The sequence below is a fragment of the Methylobacterium sp. genome (assembly GCF_019745455.1).
Classification (GTDB): Bacteria; Pseudomonadota; Alphaproteobacteria; order Rhizobiales; family Beijerinckiaceae; genus Methylobacterium.
The window spans coordinates 38860-61376 of the sequence record NZ_JAIETD010000034.1 but is presented as its reverse complement, the minus strand read 5'-3'; the positions used below and the strand labels follow the sequence as shown (position 1 = coordinate 61376).

25 protein-coding genes and 1 tRNA gene are annotated in these 22517 nt (G+C 65.5%); 17 read left to right on the top strand and 9 right to left on the bottom strand.

Going from position 1 to position 22517, the window contains the following annotated elements; all coding sequences use genetic code 11:
• The first annotated feature begins 274 nt into the window (after positions 1–274).
• From K2Y56_RS08540 to K2Y56_RS08525, 4 genes are all read left to right on the top strand, one after another.
• On the top strand, positions 275–631 hold the full coding sequence (locus K2Y56_RS08540; RefSeq protein ID WP_292506946.1) for a phasin family protein: 357 nt from the start codon (positions 275–277) through the stop codon (positions 629–631).
• 366 nt (positions 632–997) lie between these two features.
• Positions 998–1378, top strand: a complete 381-nt coding sequence (gene clpS / locus K2Y56_RS08535) for an ATP-dependent Clp protease adapter ClpS (RefSeq protein ID WP_292506959.1) — start codon at positions 998–1000, stop codon at positions 1376–1378.
• 23 nt (positions 1379–1401) lie between these two features.
• Complete coding sequence (gene clpA / locus K2Y56_RS08530) at positions 1402–3864, top strand: ATP-dependent Clp protease ATP-binding subunit ClpA (RefSeq protein ID WP_292506945.1); 2463 nt, start codon at positions 1402–1404, stop codon at positions 3862–3864.
• Positions 3865–3999: 135 nt separating this feature from the next.
• On the top strand, positions 4000–4260 hold the full coding sequence (locus K2Y56_RS08525) for a hypothetical protein (protein WP_292506944.1): 261 nt from the start codon (positions 4000–4002) through the stop codon (positions 4258–4260).
• 25 nt (positions 4261–4285) lie between these two features.
• On the opposite strand, the gene egtD is transcribed toward K2Y56_RS08525, so the two are convergent.
• Together egtD and egtB are read right to left on the bottom strand one after the other, a co-directional pair.
• A complete protein-coding gene (gene egtD, locus K2Y56_RS08520) occupies positions 4286–5260 on the bottom strand; it encodes an L-histidine N(alpha)-methyltransferase (RefSeq protein WP_292506943.1) in 975 nt (324 codons plus the stop codon).
• A gap of 43 nt (positions 5261–5303) precedes the next feature.
• Positions 5304–6566, bottom strand: a complete 1263-nt coding sequence (gene egtB / locus K2Y56_RS08515; RefSeq protein WP_292506942.1) for an ergothioneine biosynthesis protein EgtB — start codon at positions 6564–6566, stop codon at positions 5304–5306.
• A gap of 188 nt (positions 6567–6754) precedes the next feature.
• On the opposite strand from egtB, the gene murI reads away from it, so the two are divergent.
• Both murI and rpsD read left to right on the top strand, forming a co-directional pair.
• Positions 6755–7639: a glutamate racemase gene (murI, locus tag K2Y56_RS08510; RefSeq protein WP_292506941.1), complete on the top strand. Its 885-nt coding sequence runs from the start codon at positions 6755–6757 to the stop codon at positions 7637–7639.
• 177 nt (positions 7640–7816) lie between these two features.
• Entirely contained in the window at positions 7817–8434 is a 618-nt protein-coding gene (rpsD, locus tag K2Y56_RS08505) for a 30S ribosomal protein S4 (protein ID WP_292506940.1), read from the top strand.
• Positions 8435–8548: 114 nt separating this feature from the next.
• Here rpsD and K2Y56_RS08500 read toward each other — a convergent pair whose 3' ends face one another.
• Both K2Y56_RS08500 and K2Y56_RS08495 read right to left on the bottom strand, forming a co-directional pair.
• Complete coding sequence (locus tag K2Y56_RS08500) at positions 8549–8827, bottom strand: hypothetical protein (RefSeq protein WP_292506939.1); 279 nt, start codon at positions 8825–8827, stop codon at positions 8549–8551.
• Positions 8828–8937: 110 nt separating this feature from the next.
• Positions 8938–9711 carry a cold-shock protein gene (locus K2Y56_RS08495; protein ID WP_292506938.1) on the bottom strand — a complete coding sequence of 258 codons (774 nt, stop codon included), beginning with the start codon at positions 9709–9711 and terminating at the stop codon, positions 8938–8940.
• Positions 9712–10068: 357 nt separating this feature from the next.
• Here K2Y56_RS08495 and K2Y56_RS08490 point away from each other — a divergent pair, with 357 nt between their 5' ends.
• The 5 genes from K2Y56_RS08490 to K2Y56_RS08470 all read left to right on the top strand — a co-directional run bounded on the left by K2Y56_RS08490 (position 10069) and on the right by K2Y56_RS08470 (position 13299).
• Positions 10069–10536: a response regulator gene (locus tag K2Y56_RS08490; RefSeq protein ID WP_292506937.1), complete on the top strand. Its 468-nt coding sequence runs from the start codon at positions 10069–10071 to the stop codon at positions 10534–10536.
• A gap of 132 nt (positions 10537–10668) precedes the next feature.
• The gene (locus K2Y56_RS08485) at positions 10669–11769 is read left to right on the top strand and encodes a Ppx/GppA phosphatase family protein (RefSeq protein ID WP_292506936.1); all 1101 of its coding nucleotides are present in this window, start codon (positions 10669–10671) and stop codon (positions 11767–11769) included.
• Positions 11766–12485, top strand: coding sequence for an RlmE family RNA methyltransferase (locus K2Y56_RS08480; protein WP_292506935.1), 720 nt, complete (start codon positions 11766–11768; stop codon positions 12483–12485). The genes K2Y56_RS08485 and K2Y56_RS08480 overlap by 4 nt, the downstream gene beginning before the upstream one ends.
• 115 nt (positions 12486–12600) lie before the next feature.
• Positions 12601–12858, top strand: a complete 258-nt coding sequence (locus tag K2Y56_RS08475) for a hypothetical protein (RefSeq protein ID WP_292506934.1) — start codon at positions 12601–12603, stop codon at positions 12856–12858.
• A gap of 201 nt (positions 12859–13059) precedes the next feature.
• Positions 13060–13299, top strand: a complete 240-nt coding sequence (locus K2Y56_RS08470) for a hypothetical protein (RefSeq protein WP_292506933.1) — start codon at positions 13060–13062, stop codon at positions 13297–13299.
• A 100-nt stretch (positions 13300–13399) separates the two neighbouring features.
• On the opposite strand, the gene K2Y56_RS08465 is transcribed toward K2Y56_RS08470, so the two are convergent.
• The 5 genes from K2Y56_RS08465 to K2Y56_RS08445 form a co-directional block, all read right to left on the bottom strand.
• Positions 13400–14098, bottom strand: a complete 699-nt coding sequence (locus K2Y56_RS08465) for a Crp/Fnr family transcriptional regulator (protein ID WP_292506932.1) — start codon at positions 14096–14098, stop codon at positions 13400–13402.
• Between the two features lie 305 nt (positions 14099–14403).
• Positions 14404–15018, bottom strand: a complete 615-nt coding sequence (locus tag K2Y56_RS08460; protein ID WP_292506931.1) for a hypothetical protein — start codon at positions 15016–15018, stop codon at positions 14404–14406.
• A gap of 523 nt (positions 15019–15541) precedes the next feature.
• A tRNA-Phe gene (locus K2Y56_RS08455) sits at positions 15542–15617 on the bottom strand.
• A 103-nt stretch (positions 15618–15720) separates the two neighbouring features.
• Positions 15721–15927, bottom strand: coding sequence for a DNA gyrase inhibitor YacG (gene yacG / locus K2Y56_RS08450; RefSeq protein WP_292506930.1), 207 nt, complete (start codon positions 15925–15927; stop codon positions 15721–15723).
• Complete coding sequence (locus K2Y56_RS08445) at positions 15924–16580, bottom strand: Maf-like protein (protein WP_292506929.1); 657 nt, start codon at positions 16578–16580, stop codon at positions 15924–15926. Before K2Y56_RS08445 ends, yacG begins: the two co-directional genes overlap by 4 nt.
• Before the next feature lie 477 nt (positions 16581–17057).
• Here K2Y56_RS08445 and msuE point away from each other — a divergent pair, with 477 nt between their 5' ends.
• The 6 genes from msuE to K2Y56_RS08415 are packed head-to-tail and all read left to right on the top strand — an operon-like array spanning position 17058 to position 22511.
• Complete coding sequence (gene msuE / locus K2Y56_RS08440) at positions 17058–17627, top strand: FMN reductase (protein ID WP_292506928.1); 570 nt, start codon at positions 17058–17060, stop codon at positions 17625–17627.
• Positions 17628–17639: 12 nt separating this feature from the next.
• Complete coding sequence (locus K2Y56_RS08435; protein WP_292506927.1) at positions 17640–18596, top strand: sulfonate ABC transporter substrate-binding protein; 957 nt, start codon at positions 17640–17642, stop codon at positions 18594–18596.
• Positions 18597–18601: 5 nt separating this feature from the next.
• Positions 18602–19432: an ABC transporter permease subunit gene (locus tag K2Y56_RS08430; protein WP_292506926.1), complete on the top strand. Its 831-nt coding sequence runs from the start codon at positions 18602–18604 to the stop codon at positions 19430–19432.
• A 33-nt stretch (positions 19433–19465) separates the two neighbouring features.
• On the top strand, positions 19466–20326 hold the full coding sequence (locus tag K2Y56_RS08425; protein ID WP_292506925.1) for an ATP-binding cassette domain-containing protein: 861 nt from the start codon (positions 19466–19468) through the stop codon (positions 20324–20326).
• 24 nt (positions 20327–20350) lie between these two features.
• Entirely contained in the window at positions 20351–21514 is a 1164-nt protein-coding gene (gene ssuD, locus K2Y56_RS08420; RefSeq protein WP_292506924.1) for an FMNH2-dependent alkanesulfonate monooxygenase, read from the top strand.
• 25 nt (positions 21515–21539) lie between these two features.
• Positions 21540–22511 (top strand): sulfonate ABC transporter substrate-binding protein, encoded by a 972-nt coding sequence (locus K2Y56_RS08415; protein WP_292506923.1) that lies wholly within the window; start codon positions 21540–21542, stop codon positions 22509–22511.
• Positions 22512–22517: the final 6 nt, after the last annotated feature.

Genomic DNA, 22517 nt, shown 5'->3' with positions numbered 1-22517 from the left:
GGGAGCCGGCCGGCAACGCACCTGAAGGGCGGAGTCGGCGGCTTTTGCCGCCGTATCCCCGCAACATCTGTCAATCAGGCTAGGAGGATGCGGTTACGGGCGGGTTAATGCGATGCACTGAAGTGTCGTCATATATTGCATCGCACCATAGGACTTGACCGATAATGCTGCATTGCACATTGTCGGACGCCGGGCGAACCATCCAGGATCGTTGCGGGCTCGGACGAACCCGTCCCGCTTCAGGGGCGTGCCCGCAGGGCACGGCGATGCCATGATGATGAAACCCTTTGACCAGATCACCATCGACAAGGTCCGCGACATGAGCCAGGGCGGCATGGACATGATGCTCAAGAGCGTCGGTACCGTGTCCAAAACGGCCCAGACGATGGGGATCGAATGGGTGGATTATGCCAAGGACTCGATGGGCGCCGGCACCGCCGCGATGCAGGCCCTGGCCAAGGCCCCGACACCCCAGGCGGCCATGGAGATTCAGACCGCCTATCTGAAAAGCGCCTACGAGCGTTCCATGGCCCAGGCCAAGACGATGGCGGAACTCTATCAGGGCCTCGCCAAGGACATGATGAAGCCCTTCGAGGGCATGATCCCCGGCAAGGCCGCCGCTACGGCCTGAAGGTTACGGTCCCTCCTCGCCCCGCGGGGAGGATTCGCCTCAGCGAAGCCCAACTCGGCGATGCTCACTTCGGCGGGTGCGGCATCCACGGAGGCCGCCCCGCCGGACCCGGGTCTCGGACACGGTGCCGAGGAATCGGAGCGGAAGATGATGCAGGGTACGTCCCGTCCGGGACCCGACCGACATGTCTTCATCCGGACAAGTAAGCGCAGGCGACTGGCGCAGCCTGCCAACGGTATATAGATTGACGTCGATGCGAGCGCGCCTCGCCGGCGCGACCCGCGGACCAGCAGCTTCACGAGCAGCATGCCGCCAGACAGGGTCGATTCGATTCAGATGTTTCACGTCCTGATCCAGGGCGGGGCGATGACACATTGCCCCGTGGCGAGTCGCGTGCCTGCGCCGATCACGGCCGCCGATCCACGCGAGCCCGGAGGCGGCGATGACGGCCGCTCCGGCACCGCGATCATCACTCGCACCAAGACACGCACCAAGCGGCCGAGCCTCTACCGCGTGCTGCTGCTGAACGACGACTACACACCGATGGAGTTCGTCGTCCACGTCGTCGAGAAGTTCTTCAACAAGTCTCAGGAAGACGCCTACCAGATCATGATGCACGTGCATCACAATGGCGTGGGTGAGTGCGGGGTCTTCACCTACGAGGTCGCGGAGACCAAGGTGACGCAGGTCATGGACTTCGCACGCAAACACCAACATCCTCTCCAGTGCGTCATGGAAAAGAAATAGGCACCCCACACAGAGGCCCCGCTTTGCCCAGCTTCTCTCGCAGCCTAGAACAAGCTCTCCACCGCGCCCTGGCGCTCGCCGGCGAGCGCCGGCACGAATATGCGACGCTGGAGCACCTCCTGCTCGCCCTCGTGGACGACCAGGACGCCGCCGCCGTCATGCGGGCCTGCAATGTCGAGGTCGACACGCTGAAGCGCAGCCTCGTCGAATATGTCGATACCGAACTCTCCAACCTGATCGGCGACGGCCGTCAGGACGCCAAGCCGACGGCGGGGTTCCAGCGCGTGATCCAGCGCGCGGTGATCCATGTGCAATCCTCCGGTCGCGAGGAGGTGACGGGAGCGAACGTGCTCGTGGCGATCTTCGCCGAGCGCGAGAGCCATGCCGCCTACTTCCTGCAGGAGCAGGACATGACCCGCTACGACGCGGTCAACTACATCAGCCACGGCATCGCCAAGCGCCCCGGCGCTTCCGAGCCGAAGCCGGTGCGCGGCGCCGAGGAAGAATCCGCGGCCGAGCGGCCGAGCGGAGAGGAGGGCGAGCGAACCAAGAAGAAGGGCGATGCTCTCGACGCCTATTGCATCAACCTCAACAAGAAGGCCCGCGACGGCAAGGTCGATCCGCTGATCGGCCGCGAGACTGAGGTATCGCGCACGATCCAGATCCTGTGCCGGCGCCAGAAGAACAACCCGCTGCTGGTCGGCGACCCCGGCGTCGGCAAGACCGCCATCGCCGAGGGCCTCGCCCGCAAGATCATCCACGGCGAAGTGCCGGAGGTGCTCGCGGACGCGACGGTGTTCTCCCTCGATATGGGCACGCTGCTCGCCGGCACCCGCTATCGCGGCGACTTCGAGGAACGCCTCAAGCAGGTGATGAAGGAGATCGAGGCGCACCCCAACGCGGTGCTCTTCATCGACGAGATCCACACGGTGATCGGTGCCGGCGCCACCTCGGGCGGTGCGATGGACGCCTCGAACCTCCTGAAGCCTGCGCTCGCGAACGGAAGCCTGCGCTGCATCGGCTCGACGACCTACAAGGAGTACCGCCAGTACTTCGAGAAGGACCGCGCCCTGGTGCGCCGCTTCCAGAAGATCGACGTCAAGGAGCCATCGATCCCCGATGCGATCGAGATCGTGAAGGGGCTCAAGCCGTATTTCGAGGAGTTCCACAAGCTCAAGTACACGACCGATGCGGTGAAGGCCGCGGTGGAGCTTTCGGCGCGCTACATCAACGACCGCAAGCTGCCCGACAAGGCGATCGACGTCATCGATGAGACCGGGGCTTCGCAGATGCTGTTGCCGGAGGCGCGCCGTAAGCGCACCATCGGCGTCAAGGAGATCGAGGCGACCATCGCCACGATGGCCCGCATCCCGCCCAAAACCGTCTCGAAGGACGACGCCGTGGTTCTCAAGAACCTGACCGAGAACCTCGGGCGGGTGGTCTACGGCCAGTCCAATGCGATCGAGGCGCTGACCTCCGCGATCAAGCTCGCCCGTGCCGGCCTGCGCGATCCCGACAAGCCGATCGGCTCCTACCTGTTCGCCGGCCCCACCGGTGTCGGCAAGACCGAAGCGGCCAAGCAGCTCGCAGCCTCACTCGGCGTCGAGATGATCCGCTTCGACATGTCGGAATACATGGAGCGCCATACGGTCAGCCGCCTCATCGGCGCGCCGCCCGGCTATGTCGGCTTCGACCAGGGCGGTCTCCTCACCGACGGCATCGACCAGCATCCGCATTGCGTGCTGCTGCTCGACGAGATCGAGAAGGCGCACCCGGACCTGTTCAACATCCTGTTGCAGGTCATGGATCACGGCAAGCTCACCGACCACAACGGCAAGCAGGTCGATTTCCGCAACGTCATCATCATCATGACGTCGAATGCCGGCGCCGCCGACATGGCTCGCTCGGCCTACGGCTTCACGCAGACGAAGCGCACCGGCGACGACGTCGAGGCGATCAACAAGCTGTTCGCGCCGGAATTCCGCAACCGGCTCGATGCAATCATCTCGTTCGGTCACCTGCCGAAGGAAGTCGTCGCCAAGGTGGTCGACAAGTTCGTCCTCCAGCTCGAGGCGCAGCTCGCCGACCGCAACGTCACCATCGAGCTCTCCGACGAGGCCCGCGATTGGCTGGTCGAGCATGGCTACGACGACGCCATGGGCGCCCGCCCCATGGCGCGCCTGATCCAGAGCACGATCAAGACGCCGCTCGCCGACGAGGTGTTGTTCGGCCGCCTCAAGGATGGCGGTGCCGTGAAGGTTGTGGTGAAGGTGCCGGAGGAGGGCGTGAAGGACGGGCTCGGATTCGAGTTCCCGGCAGGTCCCGTCACGCCTAAGCCCGAGAAGGACGTGGCAAATGCCGCCAAGCGGCATAAGCGCGTCAAATCCCGAGCCGTCGTTCGCAAGAAGGACGACAAGGGTGGTGACGGTCCAAGCGGTTCTGGCAACGTACGCACCGTTCCGAAGGTCCCGCTCGTCAAGGCTTGAGCCTCCAACGAGTGGGAAGCTGTCGACTTCTCGTTCAGCGGCCATTAGCAAGCGCCGGGATGCGCCCGAACCACGGGCGCATCAGATGCGACGCCTAGGCGACGCTGCGGCCTACGATGACAGGGGGACGACTGGATGAGCGACTTGCATGAGGGTCCCCTCACGCCCGTCTCGACCCCGTCGGCCCCGTCCAAGCTCACCGCACGCGAGAAGCGTTGGCGGCGGCGAAGGCAACGTCACCGGTTCGAGGAGATCCTAGGCTGGATCGTGGTGCCGTTCATCATCTACGGCATCTACTGGGGCATCAGTGCCGGCTTCGACTTCCTCGGCACGAGTCCGGGCACGGTCTGGGATCAGCTCATGCAGGTCAAGCAGATGATGGAGAAGCGGGGCTGACGCCTGCCGCTTCCCCTTATCTGACCTATCCACGCCTCAACGCATGGACCGAGAACAAGCCTGCGCCGTCTGTCCAAACGGAGACCGGCTCCCATCCTGCTTCCGTCGCGAGCGTCCGGAAGCCAGCCACAGTGTATTTGTAGCTGTTTTCGGTATGGATTGATTCGCCTTCGACGAAGTGGAAGGTATGATTTCCTACCGCTACCGTCTGATCGGCAAGGCTGACGAGGTGCATCTCAATGCGCGATGCCCTTGAGTTGAAGAACGCCCGATGCGCGAAGGCCGTCGGTGCGAAGTCGCCGGCGAGTTCGCGATTGATGCGCGTCAGCAGGTTGAGGTTGAATGCCGCCGTCACGCCGGCCGCGTCGTCGTAGGCGGCATTGAGGACGCCGCTGTCCTTCACGAGGTCGACGCCGACGATGAGCGTGGCGCCGCGCCCGAGCACGCGTCCGAAATGGGCAAGGAGGCGCGCTGCCTGCGGCGGCTCGAAATTACCGATCGTCGATCCCGGGAAGAACCCCGCTACCGCCTCGCCGTTCAGATCGTCCGGAAGAGTGAACGGCCGCGTGAAATCGGCTGCTACTGGGGCGATGGCGATGTGCGGGAAATCCATCGCCAGAGCATCGGCCTCGCTGCGCAGGAAGCTCTCAGAAACGTCGACCGGGACGTAGGCTGAAAGATCAGGAAGGTGCTTGAGCAGGCGACGGACCTTCACTGTCGAGCCGCTTCCGAACTCGACGAGATCGGCTCGGCGCGGTAGTGCCGCTGCGATGGACGGGCCGTTGTCGTCGAGAATGCCGAGTTCGGTGCGGGTCGGGTAATATTCCGGCTGTCGCGTGATCGCCTCGAACAGATCCGAGCCCGCCGCGTCGTAAAAATACTTTGCCGACAGATACTTCTGTCTCGCCGACAGACCTTCCACGACGTCGAGGAGGAATTGCTGCGCGGGCGGAACTGGTTCAACCGGCGCGGCATCGGTGAAGACGGGGTTGATGGTCAAGGGGTCGTCTCCAGCTACGCAGGGTGAAACGCTGCGCCGATCTTCAGGCGCGATAGTCGGACAGCCGGAGCCCAGTGAACTGCCAGCGCTGATGCGGATAGAAGAAGTTGCGGTAGCCGATCCGTGCATGGCCAACCGGCGTCGCCACTGACGAGCCGCGCAGAACGAACTGGTTCGACATGAACTTGCCGTTGTACTCGCCGAGCGCGCCTGAGACCGGGCGGTATCCGGGATAGGCGGTGTAGGCGCTGCGGGTCCATTGCCAGACTGAGCCGAAGGCGTCGGCGAGCGTGCCCTCACGGGCCGCGACTTCCCATTCGAACTCCGTCGGCAGGTCGCGCCCTGCCCAACGGGCAAATGCATCGGCCTCGTAATAGCTGATGTGGGTGACCGGCAAAGCTGGGTCGACGGGCATGAGGCCGGCCAGCGTCATGGTCATCCAGACGTCCGTTTCGCGGCGCCAGTAGCCGGGCGCTTCCCAGCCTTCCGATTGGGCTGCGATCCATCCATCCGAGAGCCAGAGCTCCGGACGAGTATAGCCGCCATCTTCCATGAAGGCCTGCCACTGCTCGTTGGTGACGAGTGCGCGGTCGATGGAACACGGCAGGATAAGCACGTCGTGGCGGGGGGATTCGTTGTCGAACGAGAAACCATCGCCCTCGTGGCCGATGCGGGTCACGCCGCCTGGTAGTTCGACCGTCCCGGCGGCCGGTTCAGGACGCGGAAAACGCCACTCGCCGTCGTAGGCCGGTGCGAGCGGGTTCTGACCGAAGGCGTGAAGGATATCGGTGACCAGCAACTCTTGGTGCTGCTGCTCATGATAAAGGCCGATCTCGACCACCGGCAGCATGGCCTCGAACGCCTCGTCCGATGCTTCTACGAGGAGTGTCTCGACCGCCCCGTCCACATGCGCGCGATACGCGCCCACTTCCTCTGACGTCGGGCGCGTGATGAGGCCACGCATGATCCGCGGTTGGCGCGGGCCGGCGGCGACGTAATAGGAATTGAAGAGGTAGTGCAGCCGCTCGTCATAGATGCGGTAGGCCGGCAACTGCTCGCGCAGCAGGAACTGCTCGAAGAACCACGTCGTGTGGGCCCGATGCCATTTGGTTGGGCTCGCATCGGCCATGGACTGGACCTGCTGGTCCTCCGCCGACAGCGGAGCTGCCCGCCGCTCGGTCTCGTCACGGACATGCCGGAATGCGGCAATCCAGGCTGCGCGATCGAGCGGCCGCGCCGATAGCGGCGGCGGCGGAAAGGCAGGGCGGGCGGGTCGAGAGTCGCGTAGAGCGGCCGTGGCTGCCATGTCGAACCATCCTCCATCGGGTGTGGAGGACATATGTTCCCGCGGCGTTTCGGCAACGGCCGCGCTGCGGTTACCTTTGCCGCGGCACTGCCGGACGCCGATACGGAGCCTTTTTCTTGCCCCGGTAAGCTGCCCTTAACCGCATGGCGCCGACATTCGTGTGTCATCGGGTGTCGCGCGAGACTCTCATGCCGATCGATCTCATGGCTGGAACCACTGCACTCGGGGCGGCGACGGAATCCATCCAGGAGCCGACGATTCTCCTGTTCGATTCAGGACTTGGCGGCCTGACCGTGTTCGAGCAGGTGCGCCGGGCAAGACCCGATGCCCGCTATCTCTACGTCGCAGACGACGCGGCTTTTCCTTACGGACGCCTTCCTGAGCCCATACTTATCGAGCGGGTCATCGCCGTCATGGAACGGCTGATCGGAAAGCATGCGCCGGATCTCGTCGTCGTCGCGTGCAACACCGCTTCGACACTCGTGCTGCCATCCCTGCGAGAGCGCTTCACGTCTTCCTTCGTCGGCGTCGTCCCTCCGATCAAGCCAGCGGCGGCGGCGACGCGCTCCAGTCTGATCTCGCTGCTCGCAACGCCTGGTACGGTGGCGCGAGCCTATACCCACGATCTCATCGCGACCTATGCTTCCGCCTGCAATGTCACGCTTGTCGGTGCACCGAACCTCGCCAATTTCGCCGAAGCCGAGCTAGCCGGTTCGGCAGTCGACGATGAAGCTGTTTCGCGTGAGATTGCCGGCTGCTTTGTGACAGCCGATGACGGACGCCGCACCGACGTGGTCTGCCTCGCCTGCACCCATTACCCGCTCTTGCTGCCAAGATTTGAGCTCCTGGCCCCGTGGCCAGTGACCTGGATCGACCCGGCTCCCGCGATCGCGAAGCGTGTCCTTCACCTCCTCGGAGCGTCTCCGCCCGAGCCAGACCGGATGAGCAAGCCGGTGCGTGCAATATTCACCGGTGGAGAAGGCGTAAGCACCGCACTGCGTCACTCGCTGGCCAGCCGAGGTCTGCGCGAAGTTGCGATCGAGGCGATGCCGCTGAGTGGCATCGCCTCCTGATTCAATTGACCCAAGGCTGCTTCTGAAGTACGGACGCGCTGCTGGCGGGGCTCCGATGAGGGGCCCCGTCGCATTTTCATACGCACCCGTGGGCGGCTTCGCGTCGCCCTGTCGTCCCGTTTCATCCGGGAAGAGGAGGGCGCGTTCCTCGTATCTCACTCGTTGAGAGGAATCGCGATGTCGAAACGCATTCAGGCGAAGCACAAGCTCGATCGCCGCATGGGCCAGAATATCTGGGGCCGCCCCAAGAGCCCCGTGAACCGGCGCGAATATGGCCCTGGCCAGCACGGTCAGCGCCGCAAGGGCAAGATGTCCGACTTCGGCACGCAGCTGCGCGCCAAGCAGAAGCTCAAGGGCTATTACGCCAACATCACCGAGAAGCAGTTCCGCCGCTACTACGCCGAGGCGATCCGTCTACGCGGCGATTCGGGCGAGAACCTCGTCGGCCTGCTCGAGCGCCGCCTCGATGCCGTCGTGTACCGCGCGAAGTTCGTACCGACCCCGTTCGCGGCGCGTCAGTTCGTCAACCACGGCCACGTCAAGGTCAACGGCGTGCGCGTCAACATCGCGAGCTACTTGGTGAAGCCGGGTGACGTGATCGAGGTGAAGGAAGCCTCGAAGCAGCTCGAGATCGTCGTCGTCGCTACGCAGCTCGCCGAGCGCGATGTCCCTGACTACATCGAGGTCGACCACTCCAAGATGACCGCCCGCGTGACCCGCGTGCCCGGTCTCGGCGAGGTTCCCTATCCCGTCCAGATGGAGCCGAACCTCGTGATCGAGTTCTACTCACGCTGAGTTCTGCGACGCGGTTTTTTCCGCTGTCGAGAATTGAAAGGGCCGCCCTGGGCGGCCCTTTTTTCGTCGTCTGGTCTCACACACCCGGCCGTGCCGGTGCGAAGGACCGTCCGATCAGGGAGAAGGTTTCACAGTCGTGCTCGACTGAGGCACGGCCTTCATGGCGCGCGCCGCGCTGGCAGCGCTCGGCGGCAGGTTCACCTCGTTGCCTGACGAGGAGTCCGGCGAAACGGACTTGAATGCCTCAGGGCTGTTCTGGCGATCGCGGCCGAAGGCGTAGCCCGCATTCACCCCGCCATATAACCCCGTGAAGTCGTCGGCTTTCGCTGTGCTCCCTCGATCGATCGAGAGAGCCGTCAGACAGGCGATGGCGCAAAGAGTCCGTCCAGGCATGCTTTCGCTCACTCCGGATTCCAACGAGAAACGGCGACCTCTCGGCCGCCGTTCTGTACCTTGCAGATCATGATGACGGTAACGGGGCGAACCCTATCACCAAGAGACGATCAATCGTCGACCTGAACGCTCTGGGCTTCGCGGCCCTTCTGACCTTCGACGACGCCGAGTACGACCTGCTGGCCTTCGGCCAGCGAATCGAGGCCAGCACGTGACAGGGCCGAACGGTGAACGAAGACGTCCTTGCCGCCGTCGTTGACAGACACGAAACCGAAGCCCTTGGCCGGATCATACCACTTCACAGTGCCGGTCATCTCGGTGGAGGGGCCGCTGGCGAAACGCCCACCACCGCCACCGCCACCGCCGCCACCGCCACCGCCGTAGCGGTCGCCACCGCCACCGCCGCCATAGCCGCCACCGCCGCCGCCGTAACGGTCACCACCACCGAATCCGCCGGTGCGGGGTCCGCGGGCCTCACGCGGCGGGGGAGCCGCTTCAGCCGTGGACGTGTCGACGCTGGTCACGTCGGTCACCTGGGGACCCTTCTGGCCTTGAGCGGTATGAACCGTCAGGCGGGTGCCCGGAAGGAGGTCGGCATGACCCGCAGCCTCGACGGCGCGGATGTGGAGGAAGGCATCGCCCGAACCGTCGGCCAGCTCGACGAAACCGAAGCCCTTCTCCTTGTTGAACCACTTGACCGTCGCGTCGCGCTCCGGTCCGGAGGGGGCTGCCGCTGCGCGCGGGGGACCACGGTCGAAACCGCCGCCACCGAAGCCACCGCCGAAGCCACCGCTCGGGGGAGCCTGATCCGGCCACCGAGGCTCGGCTCCACCCTCATCGAAGCCGCGCTTCTGCGGCCCCCTGAAATCACGACCACGTCCCATCGAAAGCTCGCCAAAAACCGTTCCGCCGTCCATTAGTCTTCAAGACACCGTGAACGCGCCGTCCCAGACAGGCCGCGAAACACAGAATCGTTACCCTCGGCAGCGGTAACCAAGAATAACGCCCTAGTCCTGACCGAAAGCTGCCGCAATCGCAAGACGCATCTGGTGTCGGAGTGGCCCGTTCCTGCACTTTCCGGCCTAGCCTCCCGCTTTTTTGCAGGTTCGCGCAACCCTTCTGCAGATGGCTGCGAGGATACCGGACGATTCGAGCGATCACATTAGGAAAGAAAAAAGGCTGGCCGGGCTAGGGTTTCGGTGACGCGCTGAAGAGCCTGCGCGAGGCCGAACACACGATCGATGATCGCAACCCCGTCATTTCCCGACCTGTCGGCCCTTGTCGTCGACGAAAGCCTGTATATCCGGCGTATCGTGCGCGACATGCTCATGCGCGTCGGGATCAAGCGGGTTCTCGAGGCTCCGGACGGCGCTGAGGCGCTCGGCGTACTGGCCGAGAGCAAGCCCGACCTCACGATCATCGACTGGGATCTCGCGATCCTCTCCGGCGAGGAGTTCATCCGCCTCGCCCGCACGCCGATGACGTCTCCCTCGCCGACCGTGCCGATCATCTTGATGCTGGCGCAGCCGCGCCGCAACGTCGTTGATCGCGCCATCTCCATCGGCGTCAACGAGATCATCGCCAAGCCATTCTCTCCGAAGACGCTTTGGTCGCACCTCGACGAGGTGATCAACCGGCCGCGCCCCTTCTCGCAGGTCAAGAGCCTGTTGCGACCGGTGCCGCGGATGGCGGCTGGCGGCAAGGGCTGAGGGCTCCCCGGCATTGTCCCGGAGCGCTGCCGCAGGAACTCTTTGCAGTTCCCCGCAAGCCCTGTAGTTTCGGTCACGAATGATGGCCGGGGCGGCGCGCCCCGAGCCGCGACCGAGGAATCTGGCGCCCCGATGAGGGAAGAGAGTGCGGCGACACTGCCGGCCCCGCCCGCCGGCCAGCCGACGGGCGACGAGGTTTCCGGTGCCCGGCTCGTCACCTCGGGCGGCCCAACGCGTATTGGCCGCCGCAATGCCTATGCGGCCCTCGATCTCGGCACCAATAACTGCCGCCTTCTGATCGCGGAGGCTGCCGCATACGGCTTCCGGGTCGTGGACGCCTTCTCACGGATCGTCAGGCTCGGGGAAGGGCTCGGCACCTCCGACAGGCTGAGCGAGGCCGCGATTGCCCGTACTCTCGAAGCCCTCAGGATCTGCCGCTCGAAGATGGAAGCCCGCGGCGTCGTCCGGGCCAAGATCATCGCCACCGAAGCCTGCCGTCTCGCCGTGAACGGCGCAGATTTCGTCGAGCGTGTGCGTGACGAGGTCGGCCTCGATCTCGAGATCGTCGATCGCCAGACCGAGGCCTATCTGGCCGTTACCGGCTGTGCCGCGCTGGCCGATCCTTACGCGGAATCCGTGGTGATCTTCGATATCGGCGGCGGATCCACCGAGATCGCATGGCTCGATGGCGCCGCCACCAACCCTTCGACCGATCCGACGTTGCGCATCCGCGCCTGGGATTCGCTTCCCGTGGGCGTCGTGACGCTGGCCGAGCGCCATGGCGGTGCCGAAGTGACGCGGCTGATGTTCGAAGGCATGGTCGAGGAGGTCGCGGACCTCCTGTCGCGGTTTGCCATCCGTGCGGCCCCCGCGGCCAATGCCCGCCATTTCCACCTGCTCGGAACCTCCGGCACGGTGACGACCCTCGCCGCCATGCATCTGCGCCTCGCCCGCTACGAACGTCGACGCGTCGACGGGCTGTGGATGAGCGACGGCGAGGTCAGCGGCGCGATCGACGATCTCCTCGATACGCGGCTCGACCAGCGAGCCGACAACCCCTGTATCGGACGAGACCGCGCCGACCTCGTCCTCGCCGGCTGCGCCATCCTGGAAGCGATCCGCCGCGCTTTTCCGTCTGAACGCCTGCGGATCGCTGATCGCGGCCTGCGTGAAGGTCTGTTGATGAACATGATGCGTGAGGACGGCGTCTGGCGCCGTGGATCTGGCCGGTGACAGACAGGAGAGGCGCCGGAGGCGGCCTTCGCGGCGAGCTCAAGCAGCGGGTGAAGACCGGTCGCGGGCGCACCGCGTCGCAGAAGCGATGGCTGGAGCGCCAGCTCAACGACCCCTACGTAGCACGGGCCAAACGCGAGGGTTACCGATCCCGCGCGGCGTTCAAGCTCCTCGAGATCGACGAGCGCTTCAAGATCCTGAAGCCCAACCAGCGGATCGTCGATCTCGGCGCAGCGCCGGGCGGTTGGTCGCAGGTAGCGGCGAAGGTCGTCGGCCCCGGCGGCCGCATCGTCGGGATCGACCTCCTGGAGATCGAGCCGATGGTGGGGGTCGAATTCATTACCCTCGACTTCCTCGATCCGGCGGCGCCGGAACGGCTCACGGACCTCCTGGGCGGGAAGGCGGATCTTGTCCTGTCCGACATGGCGGCGAATACGACAGGCCACAAGCAGACCGACCACCTGCGCATCATCGGCCTCGCCGAGACCGCGGCTGAATTCGCACGCGAGATCCTGGCTCCCGGTGGCGCCTATCTCGCCAAGGTTTTCCAGGGCGGTACCGAAGGTACGCTGCTTGCCGACCTCAAACGAGATTTCGCGGTGGTCCGCCATGTGAAGCCGAATGCTAGCCGTGCGGATTCGAGCGAGTTGTACGTCCTCGCGACCGGCTATCGCGGCCAGAGCCTGCAGGACCGTACGATCGAAGAGAAGAGTTGAGGCGATCCCGACAGACGGATGGTTCTTGGTGGGGAACCCCGCGTGGCTGTGAGCGCTGTTCAAGCCGATGGCCCCATGCAGGCCAGTTCAAGGTGATGAACCAAGAGGTGGCACGATGCCCCGATATTATTTCGGTACGCAGATCGGCGAGGTCCATATTACCGATCCGAGTGGGCAGCAGCTTCGTGACGCCGACCATGCCTGGCAGACGGCCCGCGATACGATCATGGCGACGTTGCGTGAAGCGAAGGATCAGCCTCGACTGTTCTCGGCCGTCCTCGTGGTCACGGACGAAGATGGAGAGATCGTCTTCGAATTTCCGTTCGCCGAAGCGATGGCGTTAGAGACCACCCAGGATGCCGTCTTGCACTGACCATCCGCATTGAACGCTTTTTCAAATAGAGTCTCGACGGTTAGCTTATCGACACGGTCCGTTCCGCTTCCGAGAAACGATCCTTTCGGGCGTTCTGGCGCCGAAGGTTCCGTCCGCCGATGACGATCGGATATGCGTGATCTGGAAACCGGCCCCGTTACTGGAAGTTAAAAGTGAGAGGTCTCGGTCGGGAGTCATAGTGTGCCGCGTTATACGATTGACACGAATGACGACGAATTGCTGGTCGAAGGCGACGATGCCGAAGGCCTGACGGATGTGGAGGCGGCTCGGAGAGCTGCGCTCTCGGTGCTGCCCGACATGGCTCGCGAGAAGCTCCCCGATGGAGACAGGCGAACCTTCTGTGCCAGCGTTCGCGACGAAGAGGGACGCGTAGTCTACAAGGCGACCCTCACGCTCGTCGGAGAGTGGCAAACCTTGTGATCGCAGCAAGGGGCGATGCGACTGTCGGCGACGCTCGCGGCTTCCAGGGCAATTCATTCCTTCATCGTCGGCCAAGTTTTGATAGCCGTGCGCGGTTCGGTCAGTCGTCGAGATGAAGATAGGCCGGGTCGTATTGCGCCAATCTCACCAGCGCCCCCCAGTCGCGGATCACCAGATCGTTGCCATGGTATGCGATCAGCCCGTTGGCTCTCAGGTCTTGCAATACGCGATTGACGTGGACGTTCGACACGCCGATCGCATCGGCGATCTCGTTTTGGGTCGGCGCCATCTCGCAGCGGTACTCGCTGGCGAGGCCAACCGCATGCAGCTTCAGGTAGATCTCGCAGAATAGGTGGGCGATGCGGCCATGGGTCGACCGGCGGCCGATATTCGTCATCCACTCGCGTGCGATCGATGAATCGATCAGGGTGTCGCGCCAAAGCGCCATCGTCAGCCCGGGAAAGCGGGCCGTGAGATCCCGAAGGGCATCATGGGGGATGAAGGCGACTGTCGAGGGCGTCAGAGCCGCAAGGTTGTGATCCATCACGCGCAGGTGCAGGCTCTGCAGATCGGGAATATCGCCTGGCACGTACAGCGAAAGGATCTGTCGCTTGCCGTCGTCGAGGAGCTTGTAACGGAAAGCCCAGCCCTGCAGGAGCAGGCAGCATTGCGACGGCCTGTCGCCTTCGCGCACGATGTCTTCATGCGCGTCGATTCGCTTGCGGGTTATGGGGAGGCTGTCCAGGGCCTGCCGCTCATCGGGTGAGAGCTGGGCTATGCTCTCTAGCTTTCGGATCATTGGAACGATGTCGGCGCCCGATGCAAAGGCCATGTATGCTGCACGGGGGTTGCAGGCGAAAGCGCACGCGGCTCCCCTCATCCGCGCCTGCTATCGATAGCGGATGATGAGTGAAGCTATCACGAACCGAAATGACCTCGGCAAGAGTTCGCCTCCTGTCACAAACCTCCTGGTGGTTGTACGCCTCTAGCCGCCGCGAAGCCGCGGCTCCGTCCATCGAACCTTGGAGAACCCCGGAGCCCCTCTGAAGCAGGTGCTATCCTCGCGAGAAGTCGCGGCGCGTGAGCGCCGCGTCGACGAGAACGTCATTTCGGCATCAGATCCTGGGCCTGCTTGACCGCCTCGCGGCAAGACCCGTCTCCCTTGGCATTGAGGTCCACCGCCCGCTGCAGTGCCATCTTTGCCTGGGACGTCTTGTCCTCTGATGAGAGGCTCGCTCCGGCCGATGCTGTTCCGCCCTGGGCTGCCGCTGCGGCGGCCGTAGGCCTGTTCTCCGACTGACGGCGGACATCTTCCGGTGAGGTTGCGATCCGGCCGCTCCCGACCGCATCCGCCTGACCCGCTCCGGTGGCAGCGCCCACCGATCCGGAAACACCGCCGACTGTGCCCGGCGATCCACCGCTTTCGCGGGAGGCGCCGCCCTTCTGTGCCCGATCCGTCTCCGACGTTCCGATAGGTTTATCCGTGCTACCTGTCGTGCCGGCTGTCGCGCCTTGACCGGACGTATTGCTCGGACCCTTCCGCTGGCCGTAATCGGGTTCGGATACCGGTGCCCCAAGGCCGACCTGGGTACCAAGCGTCCGTTTCACCTTGGCAATATCGTCGGTGCAGGGGCCGCCTTCCTGCGCATGGGAAGCCACACTCGACAGGCTGGCAACCGAGAGCACCGCCGCTCCGAAGATCATGTTGAACCGCGCCATGTGCTTTCCTCCAAGCATTATCGTGATTTCTCATCAACCTCCGACAGAAGGGAGGTGTTCATCGTGGAGGATGCCGATGCGTCGAGCAGCAACGATGCGGTGACGTCACGTCGGCGGCCGGACCATTCCAGACCCCATGACCGTGAGAAGAGGAACGTCGGGTCTGGGGGCGAGGTTGGCCGTTAGTGGAGGGAGGCCGCAATGACGGATCGGGAAACGACGAAGCCGGCTGACGAGGCCGTACCGGGAACTGAGGGCACCGGCGAAGACCTATGCCCAGCTTGCAGCGGGTCTGGAAGCATCGACTCGCGGCCCTGTGTCGATTGCGATGGCACGGGCAAGATTACGAGCGGGATCGGCGGAGGGTGAGCGCATAGCCGCCCAATTCGCGGGTTTGGATTGGCTCTCTGCGAAGGGCGCCCGCACCCGGGTCTTGTCTGAACACGACGGTACGCAGCCGAAACTCGTCTCCGGCTCAGCATGTTCGACGATTGCCGGCGATCGGCGAGGCTCAGTAGGAGCGTGGTGCCCAGGGACGGAATCGAACCGCCGACACTGCGATTTTCAGTCGCATGCTCTACCAACTGAGCTACCTGGGCAAAGGCAAAACCGCTCGGCGGCTCGGCCTGAGTGGCGCGTATAAGGAGTGAGAACCGCCGTGTCCAGCCTCGTCGTGCACGGTCCCTTTGGAGCGTTTCCGGACTATTGCGACGGTTCGGTCCCTCCCGGCTTCGGGGCGTCCTCTTCTTCGTCGATCGGGGTCGGGATAGCGTAGCGGTCCGTCAGCCAGCGTCCGAGATCGACGTCGGCGCACCGCGCCGAGCAGAACGGCTGGAACTCGGGTTTCGCCGGCTTGGCGCAGACAGGGCAAGGCGGAGTTGCCACCGGCGAAAACTTTCGATCGTTCATTCGACGGCTCCCCACCTCTCGCGTATCGGAAATCCCTCGCCCTCGAGCAATGCCAGCGTCTCGTAGAGCGGAAGGCCGACCACGGCACTGTGCGAGCCCACCAGCTTCACGACGAAGGAGCCGGCGAGCCCCTGGATGGCATAGCCCCCCGCTTTGCCGCGCCACTCCCCCGAAGCGAGATATCGTTCGATGTCCCGCGAGGAGAGGCGCTTGAAACGAACGCGTGTCTCGACCAGTCGTTCGCGACGCTGATCCTTCGGCGACAGCATGCAGATCGCCGTGAAGACGCGGTGCTGGCGCCCGGACAGAAGCCGCAGGCAATCGGCAGCCTCGTCCGGCAACTCGGCTTTGGGCAGGATTCGCCTGCCCACCGCGACGACGGTGTCCGCCGAGACGATGTAGGCCTCGCGCATGTCGTCGCGCCGGCGCGCGGCCTCCGCCGCGACCGTCAGCTTGGCACGAGCGAGACGACGAGCATGTTCGCGCGGCGATTCGCCCTTCAGCGGGGTCTCGTCGACATCTGCCGGCAGCAGCGCCGAGGGCTCGATGCCGGCCTGCTGCAGCAGCGCGAGGCGGCGCGGGGAGGCGGATGCGAGGACGAGCCGGTTCTGCTGAACGGCGGGGGCGGGGACGGGCGGCTCGGTCTGGTTCATCGTGGCAGGCAAGCCGGCATGGTGTGTCTGGTCCATCGCAGGAAAGGGGAAGCCGGTCGATGCCGGGGTGCCCCAAGTCGGGCGGCGCCTCGGCGGAGCGGCGGGACGCTACTGGAAAGCGGGCGGCTTGTGAACGCGCAGCCGCGACGACCCGGTCGGCGAGGGAGGAGCGACAAGAGCACCGAGTTCGATGTGCGTATGCCCATCGTGCGCATCACGGGCCGCCCGGGGGGGCTCGCACAGAATGTTCTAGCCATCTGCATGCAGGCAATAACTTTAGTCTTCCGATGTCAGAAAATAAATAAATCAGATCTTTTGACACGGAAGTCCCGGTGTTTATCTTCCAGGAAGATCGAAAATCGATCGATGTAGGCAGCTTCTGCTTCACTTCAGGGTGATAGAGGGCTGCAATACGGTCGGCATGCAAACCGGAAACAAGCCGGTTCGATCTCATCCTCATCGTTAGAGACGCCCCTGATGCCCCTTCGGATCGTCGCCTTTTCCGGCAACACCCATCGTCCTTCGCGGACGCGCGCTCTCGTCGAGACCATCGCGGCGGAGGTCGGGCGGCTGCGGCCGGCCGAGTGCAAGATCTACGATCTCGTCGATGCGGGGCCGGGGATCGCCGTGGCGAGCCGCTCGGCGCTGCCGCTTCCTGCAGCGCGGATCATCGAGGCGATCGAAGGCGCCGATGCGCTGATCGTCGGAACGCCGGTCTACAAGGGTTCCTACTCGGGCTTGTTCAAGCACATCTTCGATTTCGTCGAGCCGGACGCGCTCGCGGGCAAGCCGGTCATTCTCGCCGCCACTGGCGGTGGGGCTCGCCACGCCCTCGTCGTCGAGCATGCCTTGCGGCCGCTCTTCGGATTCTTCACTGCCCATACCGCGCCGACCGCCGTCTATGCCGGCGATGACGACATCGTCGACGAGGTCGTGGTCGATGGAGGGGTACTGGCACGTGCGCAGGCCGCTGCGGCCGATCTCGGCCTTCTTCTCGATGCGGGCCGGCTGTCGCTGGCCGGCCTCGCCGCCGTCGCCGCACGCTAGGACCGGGCTCACATGCTGACCCGACGCTCACTTCTGGCGACCGCGCTCGTGGGCGCTGCCCTGCCGCATGCAGCCCGCGCTGCGGACACGACCTTCCGCATCGGGTACCAGAAGAACGGCATCCTCGTCGTCGCCAAGGAACAGGGTGCGATCGAGGCCAAGCTGAAGCCCCTCGGCGTCACCGTGAGCTGGGTCGAGTTTTCCTTCGGCCCGCCGCTCCTCGAAGCCCTCGGCCTCAACAGCATCGCCTTCGGACAGACCGGGGACGCGCCGCCGATCTTCGCACAGGCGGCTGGGTCGAATCTCGTCTATGCGGCGGCCCAGCCGGGCGGCGGTTCGGGCTCGGCGATCCTCCTGCCGAACGGCTCGCCGATCCGAACCCTGGCCGAGCTCAAGGGCAAGCGCGTCGCCTTCGCCAAGGGATCGAGCGCACACAACTTCATCATCGCCGCGCTGGAGAGCGCGGGACTGACCTACAAGGACATCGAGCCCGTCATCCTGGCGCCTGCCGACGGCGCCGCCGCCTTCGCTCGGGGCGCTGTGGATGCCTGGACGGTATGGGACCCCTACTTCGCCATTGCCGAGCGGGGGGAGGGCGTGCGGGTCCTCGTGCAGGCCTCGGACATCATCCCGACGAACAACTTCTTCCTCGCCAACAAGACCTATGCCCAGGCCAATCCGGCCATCGTCGCCGCCGCCATCGAGGCGCTCAGCGAGGTCGCCGTCTGGTGCGAGGCCAACAGGAGCAAGGTCGCGTTCAGCCTGTCGAAGGTCACCGGAGTGCCCCTCGATGCCACCGAGCGAACGGTCGGGCGCATCCGCTACACCATCGCGCCGATGAACGCCGGCGTCGTCGCCGAGCAGCAGCGCATCGCCGACCGCTTCCACGCCCTCGGCGTGATCCCGCGACCGATCCGCGTCGCCGACATCGTCTGGACGCCGCCCGGCGAAACGCCGGGGAACGGGTGAGCGCCATGGCTGATTCCGCGATTCCCTACCCGACCCGCAATACTGTTCTGCCGTCCCGGATCAGGCTTCCGCGGCTCGACCTGCGGGGCTTGGTGCCCTGGCTCCTGCCGGCGGCCGTGATCTTCGGCTGGCAGGCCGCCGCCTCGCTCGGGCTCGCCTCGACCCGTTTCATGCCTGCGCCCCTCGACGTGGCGGCCGCCGGCTGGAATCTCGGGCGTACCGGAGAACTCTGGACCAATCTCTGGGTCAGCTTCGCGCGGGCCGCATCCGGGTTCCTGGTGGGTGGCGGCATCGGACTGGCGTTCGGGCTCGCCAACGGCCTCTCCCGGATCTCCGAGAGGCTCACCGACACGACGCTGCAGATGGTGCGCAACGTGCCCCATCTCTCGCTGATACCCCTGGTGATCCTGTGGTTCGGCATCGACGAGGGCGCCAAGCTCTTCCTCGTGGCTTTGGGCGTGTTCTTCCCGATCTACGCCAACACGCTGCACGGTATCCGCTCGGTGGATCCGCAACTCATCGAGATGGGCCGGGTCTACGGCATGTCGCGCTTCGAGCTGTTCCGCCGGGTGGTTCTGCCCGGCGCGTTGCCCTCGATCTTCGTCGGCCTTCGCTATGCCCTCGGCGTCATGTGGCTGACCCTCATCGTCGCCGAGACGATCGCGGCCAATTCCGGCCTCGGCTACATGGCGATGCAGGCCCGCGAGTTCATGCTCGTCGACACCGTCGTGCTGGCGATCCTGATCTATGCCGCCCTCGGCAAAGCCGCCGACAGCCTGACGCGGCTCCTCGAGCGGACCTGCCTCTCCTGGAACCCGGCCTATCGCAACGCCTGATCCGCCAGACCCGCGCCCCTCGACGAGATCACCATGACCGCATCCGCAGCCTTCCATTTCCGCGACATGGCCGGCCAGAATCGCGCTGAGCAGGCAAGGACCGAGCGGGAGGGGAACGAACGAGCCCGTTTCGCCAGCGGCCCACCCCTTCGCCAGACGGAGGGCAGAGGCTCGGCCGTGACGCTGCGGGGCGTCACCAAGGCGTTCGAGGGCGGCGCGCCGGTCATCAAGAATCTCGACCTCGATATCCCGGCGGGGCAGTTCGTTGCCATCGTCGGCCGCTCCGGCTGCGGCAAGAGCACCCTGCTGCGGCTCATCCTCGGCCTCGAGACGCCTAGCGCCGGAGAGGTCACGGTCGGTGACGGGAGCGGGCGTTCGACGCAGCGGATCATGTTCCAGGAGCCGCGCCTCCTCCCCTGGGCACGGGTCATCGACAACGTCGCCGTCGGGCTCGATCGCAGCGGCGGCCGGGTGCAGCGCCGGGCGCGGGCCAGTGCGGTGCTCGACGAGGTCGGGCTCGGCGCGAAGGCCGGCGTCTGGCCCGCGACCTTGTCGGGCGGTCAGCGCCAGCGCGTGGCCCTGGCGCGCGCCCTCGTCAGCCGCCCCGCTCTCCTCGCCCTCGACGAGCCGCTCGGCGCCCTCGACGCCCTGACCCGCATCGACATGCAGTCGATGATGGAGCGGATCTGGCGGACGCAAGGCTTCACCGCCATCCTCGTCACGCACGACGTCGGCGAGGCGGTGGCACTCGCCGACCGCATCCTCGTTATCGAGGCCGGTGGCATCGCCCTCGACGTTCCCGTGGACGCCGCCCGGCCGCGTCGCCGCGGCGATCCTCATCTTGCGGCGCTGGAAGGCCGCATCCTCGATCATCTGCTCGGCCGCCGCGCCTGAGCATCGTTCCCTTTGGAGTTACCGATGACCGGACAGACCGACGTTCTCTGGTTCCTGCCGACACATGGCGACGGGCGCTATCTCGGCGCCGCCGAGGGCGCCCGCGAGGTCTCGCTGAACTATCTGCGTCAGATTGCGCAAGGAGCCGACGACCTCGGCTATTACGGCGTGCTGCTGCCGACAGGCCGCTCCTGCGAGGATTCCTGGGTCGTCGCCTCCGCGCTGGTGCCTCTCACCAAGCGCCTGCGCTTCCTCGTCGCCGTCCGCCCCGGCCTGCAGGAGCCCTCCATGGCCGCGCGCATGGCCGCGACGCTCGACCGGCTTTCCGAGGGCCGCCTCCTCATCAACGTCGTCACCGGCGGCGATCCGGTGGAACTGCGCGGCGACGGCGTCTTCCTCGACCATGACGAGCGTTACGCCGTCACCGACGAGTTCCTCCACATCTGGCGGGGCCTGATGGCCGGCGAAACCGTCAGCTTCGAGGGCAAGCATCTCAGGGCCGAGAACGGCCGGGTTATCTTCGGGCCGGTGCAGCAACCCTACCCGCCGCTCTATTTCGGCGGCTCCTCGCCGGCAGGGATCGAGGTCGCAGCCGAGCATTGCGACGTCTATCTCACCTGGGGCGAGCCCCCGGCCGGCGTCGCCGAGAAGATCGCCACGGCCCGTGCCGCCGCCGAGAAGCGGGGCAAGTCCTTCTCCTACGGTATCCGCCTGCACGTCATCGTCCGGGAGACCGAAAGCGCCGCCTGGGAAGCGGCCGAGAGCCTGATCTCGCGTCTCGACGACGAGACCATCGCCAAGGCGCAGGCGACGCTCAAGCGGCAGGATTCCGTCGGCCAGAGCAGGATGATGGCGCTGCATGGCGGCGACCGCTCGAAGCTCCTGGTCTCGCCCAACCTCTGGGCGGGCGTCGGCCTCGTGCGCGGCGGCGCCGGCACGGCCCTCGTCGGCTCGGCAGACCAGGTCGCAGACCGGATGAAGGAGTACATCGAGCTCGGCATCGATCGCTTCATCCTGTCGGGCTACCCGCATCTCGAAGAGGCCTACCGCTTCGCCGAGCTCGTCTTCCCGAAGCTTCCCCTGCGCTCCACCACGGGTGCCGCCCGCGGCAATGCCCGCAACGACGGGCCGTTCGGCGAGGTCATGGCCAACGACCTCGTTCCGACGCGCCGCATTTCCGCTCACTGACCGCTCGCTGAGAAGGACCGATCCGATGCCGACCTCCACCCGCGTCCTGCGCGGCCTCGCACGTCGTTCCTGGCGGCTCCTCGCGGTCTTCCTTCTCGCCTGCGTCGCCGTCGGGACGGCGCAGGCGCAGGAGCGTGTGATACGAATCGGGTATCAGAAATACGGCACGCTGGTCCTGCTCAAGGGGCGCGGCACCCTGGAGCCCCGGCTCGAAGCCCTCGGTTACCGCGTGGCATGGTCGGAATTCCCCTCCGGGCCGCCGCTTCTGGAAGCCCTGAACGCCGGCGCCATCGATGTCGGCGCCGCCGGCGAGACCCCGCCGATCTTCGCGCAGGCAGCGAGCGACGTCCTGACCTATATCGGCCACGAGCCGGCAGCGCCGCGCGGCGAGGCCATCCTGGTCCCCAAGGGGAGCCCGATCCAGTCGGTCGCCGACCTCAAGGGTCGGAAAGTCGTCCTCAACAAGGGATCGAACGTCCACTACCTGCTCGTGCGGGCGCTGGAGCATGCCGGCCTCTCGCTCCGCGACATCACGCCGGTCTATCTCGCCCCTGCCGACGGGCGGGCGGCCTTCGAGCGCGGAGCGGCCGATGCCTGGGTGATCTGGGATCCCTTCCTCGCAGCGGCCGAAGCCGCGACCGGCGCGCGCGTTCTTGCCGACGGCACCGGGCTCGTGCCGAACCACCAATTCTACTTCGCCTCCCGGAGCTTCGTGAACGAGCAGGCGCAGGCCCTCGATGCGGTCATCGCCGGCATCGGCGAGATCGACGCCTGGGCGAAGGACAACACCGATGCCGTCGCTCAGGAACTTGCACCCTCGGTCGGCATCCCGGCCCCGATCCTGGCGGTTGCGCTGAAGCGTCAGGCCTACGGGATCCGGCCCCTCGACGCGGACGTCATCGCCGGCCAGCAGCGCATCGCCGACACGTTCCGGGATCTTGGTCTGATCCCGAGGAGCGTCGTCATCGCCGATGCCGTGCGGAAGAGCGGTCGCTGACGCATC

What these genes read in the sequence shown, in the direction of transcription:
- K2Y56_RS08415 (WP_292506923.1), top strand. Translation starts at nt 21,540, where the DNA reads ATGCCGACCTCCACCCGCGTCCTGCGCGGCCTCGCACGTCGTTCCTGG.
- K2Y56_RS08525 (WP_292506944.1), top strand. Translation starts at nt 4,000, where the DNA reads ATGAGCGACTTGCATGAGGGTCCCCTCACGCCCGTCTCGACCCCGTCG.
- murI (WP_292506941.1), top strand. Translation starts at nt 6,755, where the DNA reads ATGCCGATCGATCTCATGGCTGGAACCACTGCACTCGGGGCGGCGACG.
- K2Y56_RS08445 (WP_292506929.1), bottom strand. Translation starts at nt 16,580, where the DNA reads ATGAACCAGACCGAGCCGCCCGTCCCCGCCCCCGCCGTTCAGCAGAAC.
- clpS (WP_292506959.1), top strand. Translation starts at nt 998, where the DNA reads ATGACACATTGCCCCGTGGCGAGTCGCGTGCCTGCGCCGATCACGGCC.
- yacG (WP_292506930.1), bottom strand. Translation starts at nt 15,927, where the DNA reads ATGAACGATCGAAAGTTTTCGCCGGTGGCAACTCCGCCTTGCCCTGTC.
- msuE (WP_292506928.1), top strand. Translation starts at nt 17,058, where the DNA reads ATGCCCCTTCGGATCGTCGCCTTTTCCGGCAACACCCATCGTCCTTCG.
- K2Y56_RS08495 (WP_292506938.1), bottom strand. Translation starts at nt 9,711, where the DNA reads ATGGGACGTGGTCGTGATTTCAGGGGGCCGCAGAAGCGCGGCTTCGAT.
- K2Y56_RS08490 (WP_292506937.1), top strand. Translation starts at nt 10,069, where the DNA reads ATGATCGCAACCCCGTCATTTCCCGACCTGTCGGCCCTTGTCGTCGAC.
- K2Y56_RS08460 (WP_292506931.1), bottom strand. Translation starts at nt 15,018, where the DNA reads ATGGCGCGGTTCAACATGATCTTCGGAGCGGCGGTGCTCTCGGTTGCC.
- egtB (WP_292506942.1), bottom strand. Translation starts at nt 6,566, where the DNA reads ATGGCAGCCACGGCCGCTCTACGCGACTCTCGACCCGCCCGCCCTGCC.
- K2Y56_RS08435 (WP_292506927.1), top strand. Translation starts at nt 17,640, where the DNA reads ATGCTGACCCGACGCTCACTTCTGGCGACCGCGCTCGTGGGCGCTGCC.
- K2Y56_RS08475 (WP_292506934.1), top strand. Translation starts at nt 12,601, where the DNA reads ATGCCCCGATATTATTTCGGTACGCAGATCGGCGAGGTCCATATTACC.
- K2Y56_RS08465 (WP_292506932.1), bottom strand. Translation starts at nt 14,098, where the DNA reads ATGATCCGAAAGCTAGAGAGCATAGCCCAGCTCTCACCCGATGAGCGG.
- K2Y56_RS08500 (WP_292506939.1), bottom strand. Translation starts at nt 8,827, where the DNA reads ATGCCTGGACGGACTCTTTGCGCCATCGCCTGTCTGACGGCTCTCTCG.
- rpsD (WP_292506940.1), top strand. Translation starts at nt 7,817, where the DNA reads ATGTCGAAACGCATTCAGGCGAAGCACAAGCTCGATCGCCGCATGGGC.
- K2Y56_RS08540 (WP_292506946.1), top strand. Translation starts at nt 275, where the DNA reads ATGATGAAACCCTTTGACCAGATCACCATCGACAAGGTCCGCGACATG.
- ssuD (WP_292506924.1), top strand. Translation starts at nt 20,351, where the DNA reads ATGACCGGACAGACCGACGTTCTCTGGTTCCTGCCGACACATGGCGAC.
- K2Y56_RS08425 (WP_292506925.1), top strand. Translation starts at nt 19,466, where the DNA reads ATGACCGCATCCGCAGCCTTCCATTTCCGCGACATGGCCGGCCAGAAT.
- K2Y56_RS08485 (WP_292506936.1), top strand. Translation starts at nt 10,669, where the DNA reads ATGAGGGAAGAGAGTGCGGCGACACTGCCGGCCCCGCCCGCCGGCCAG.
- K2Y56_RS08430 (WP_292506926.1), top strand. Translation starts at nt 18,602, where the DNA reads ATGGCTGATTCCGCGATTCCCTACCCGACCCGCAATACTGTTCTGCCG.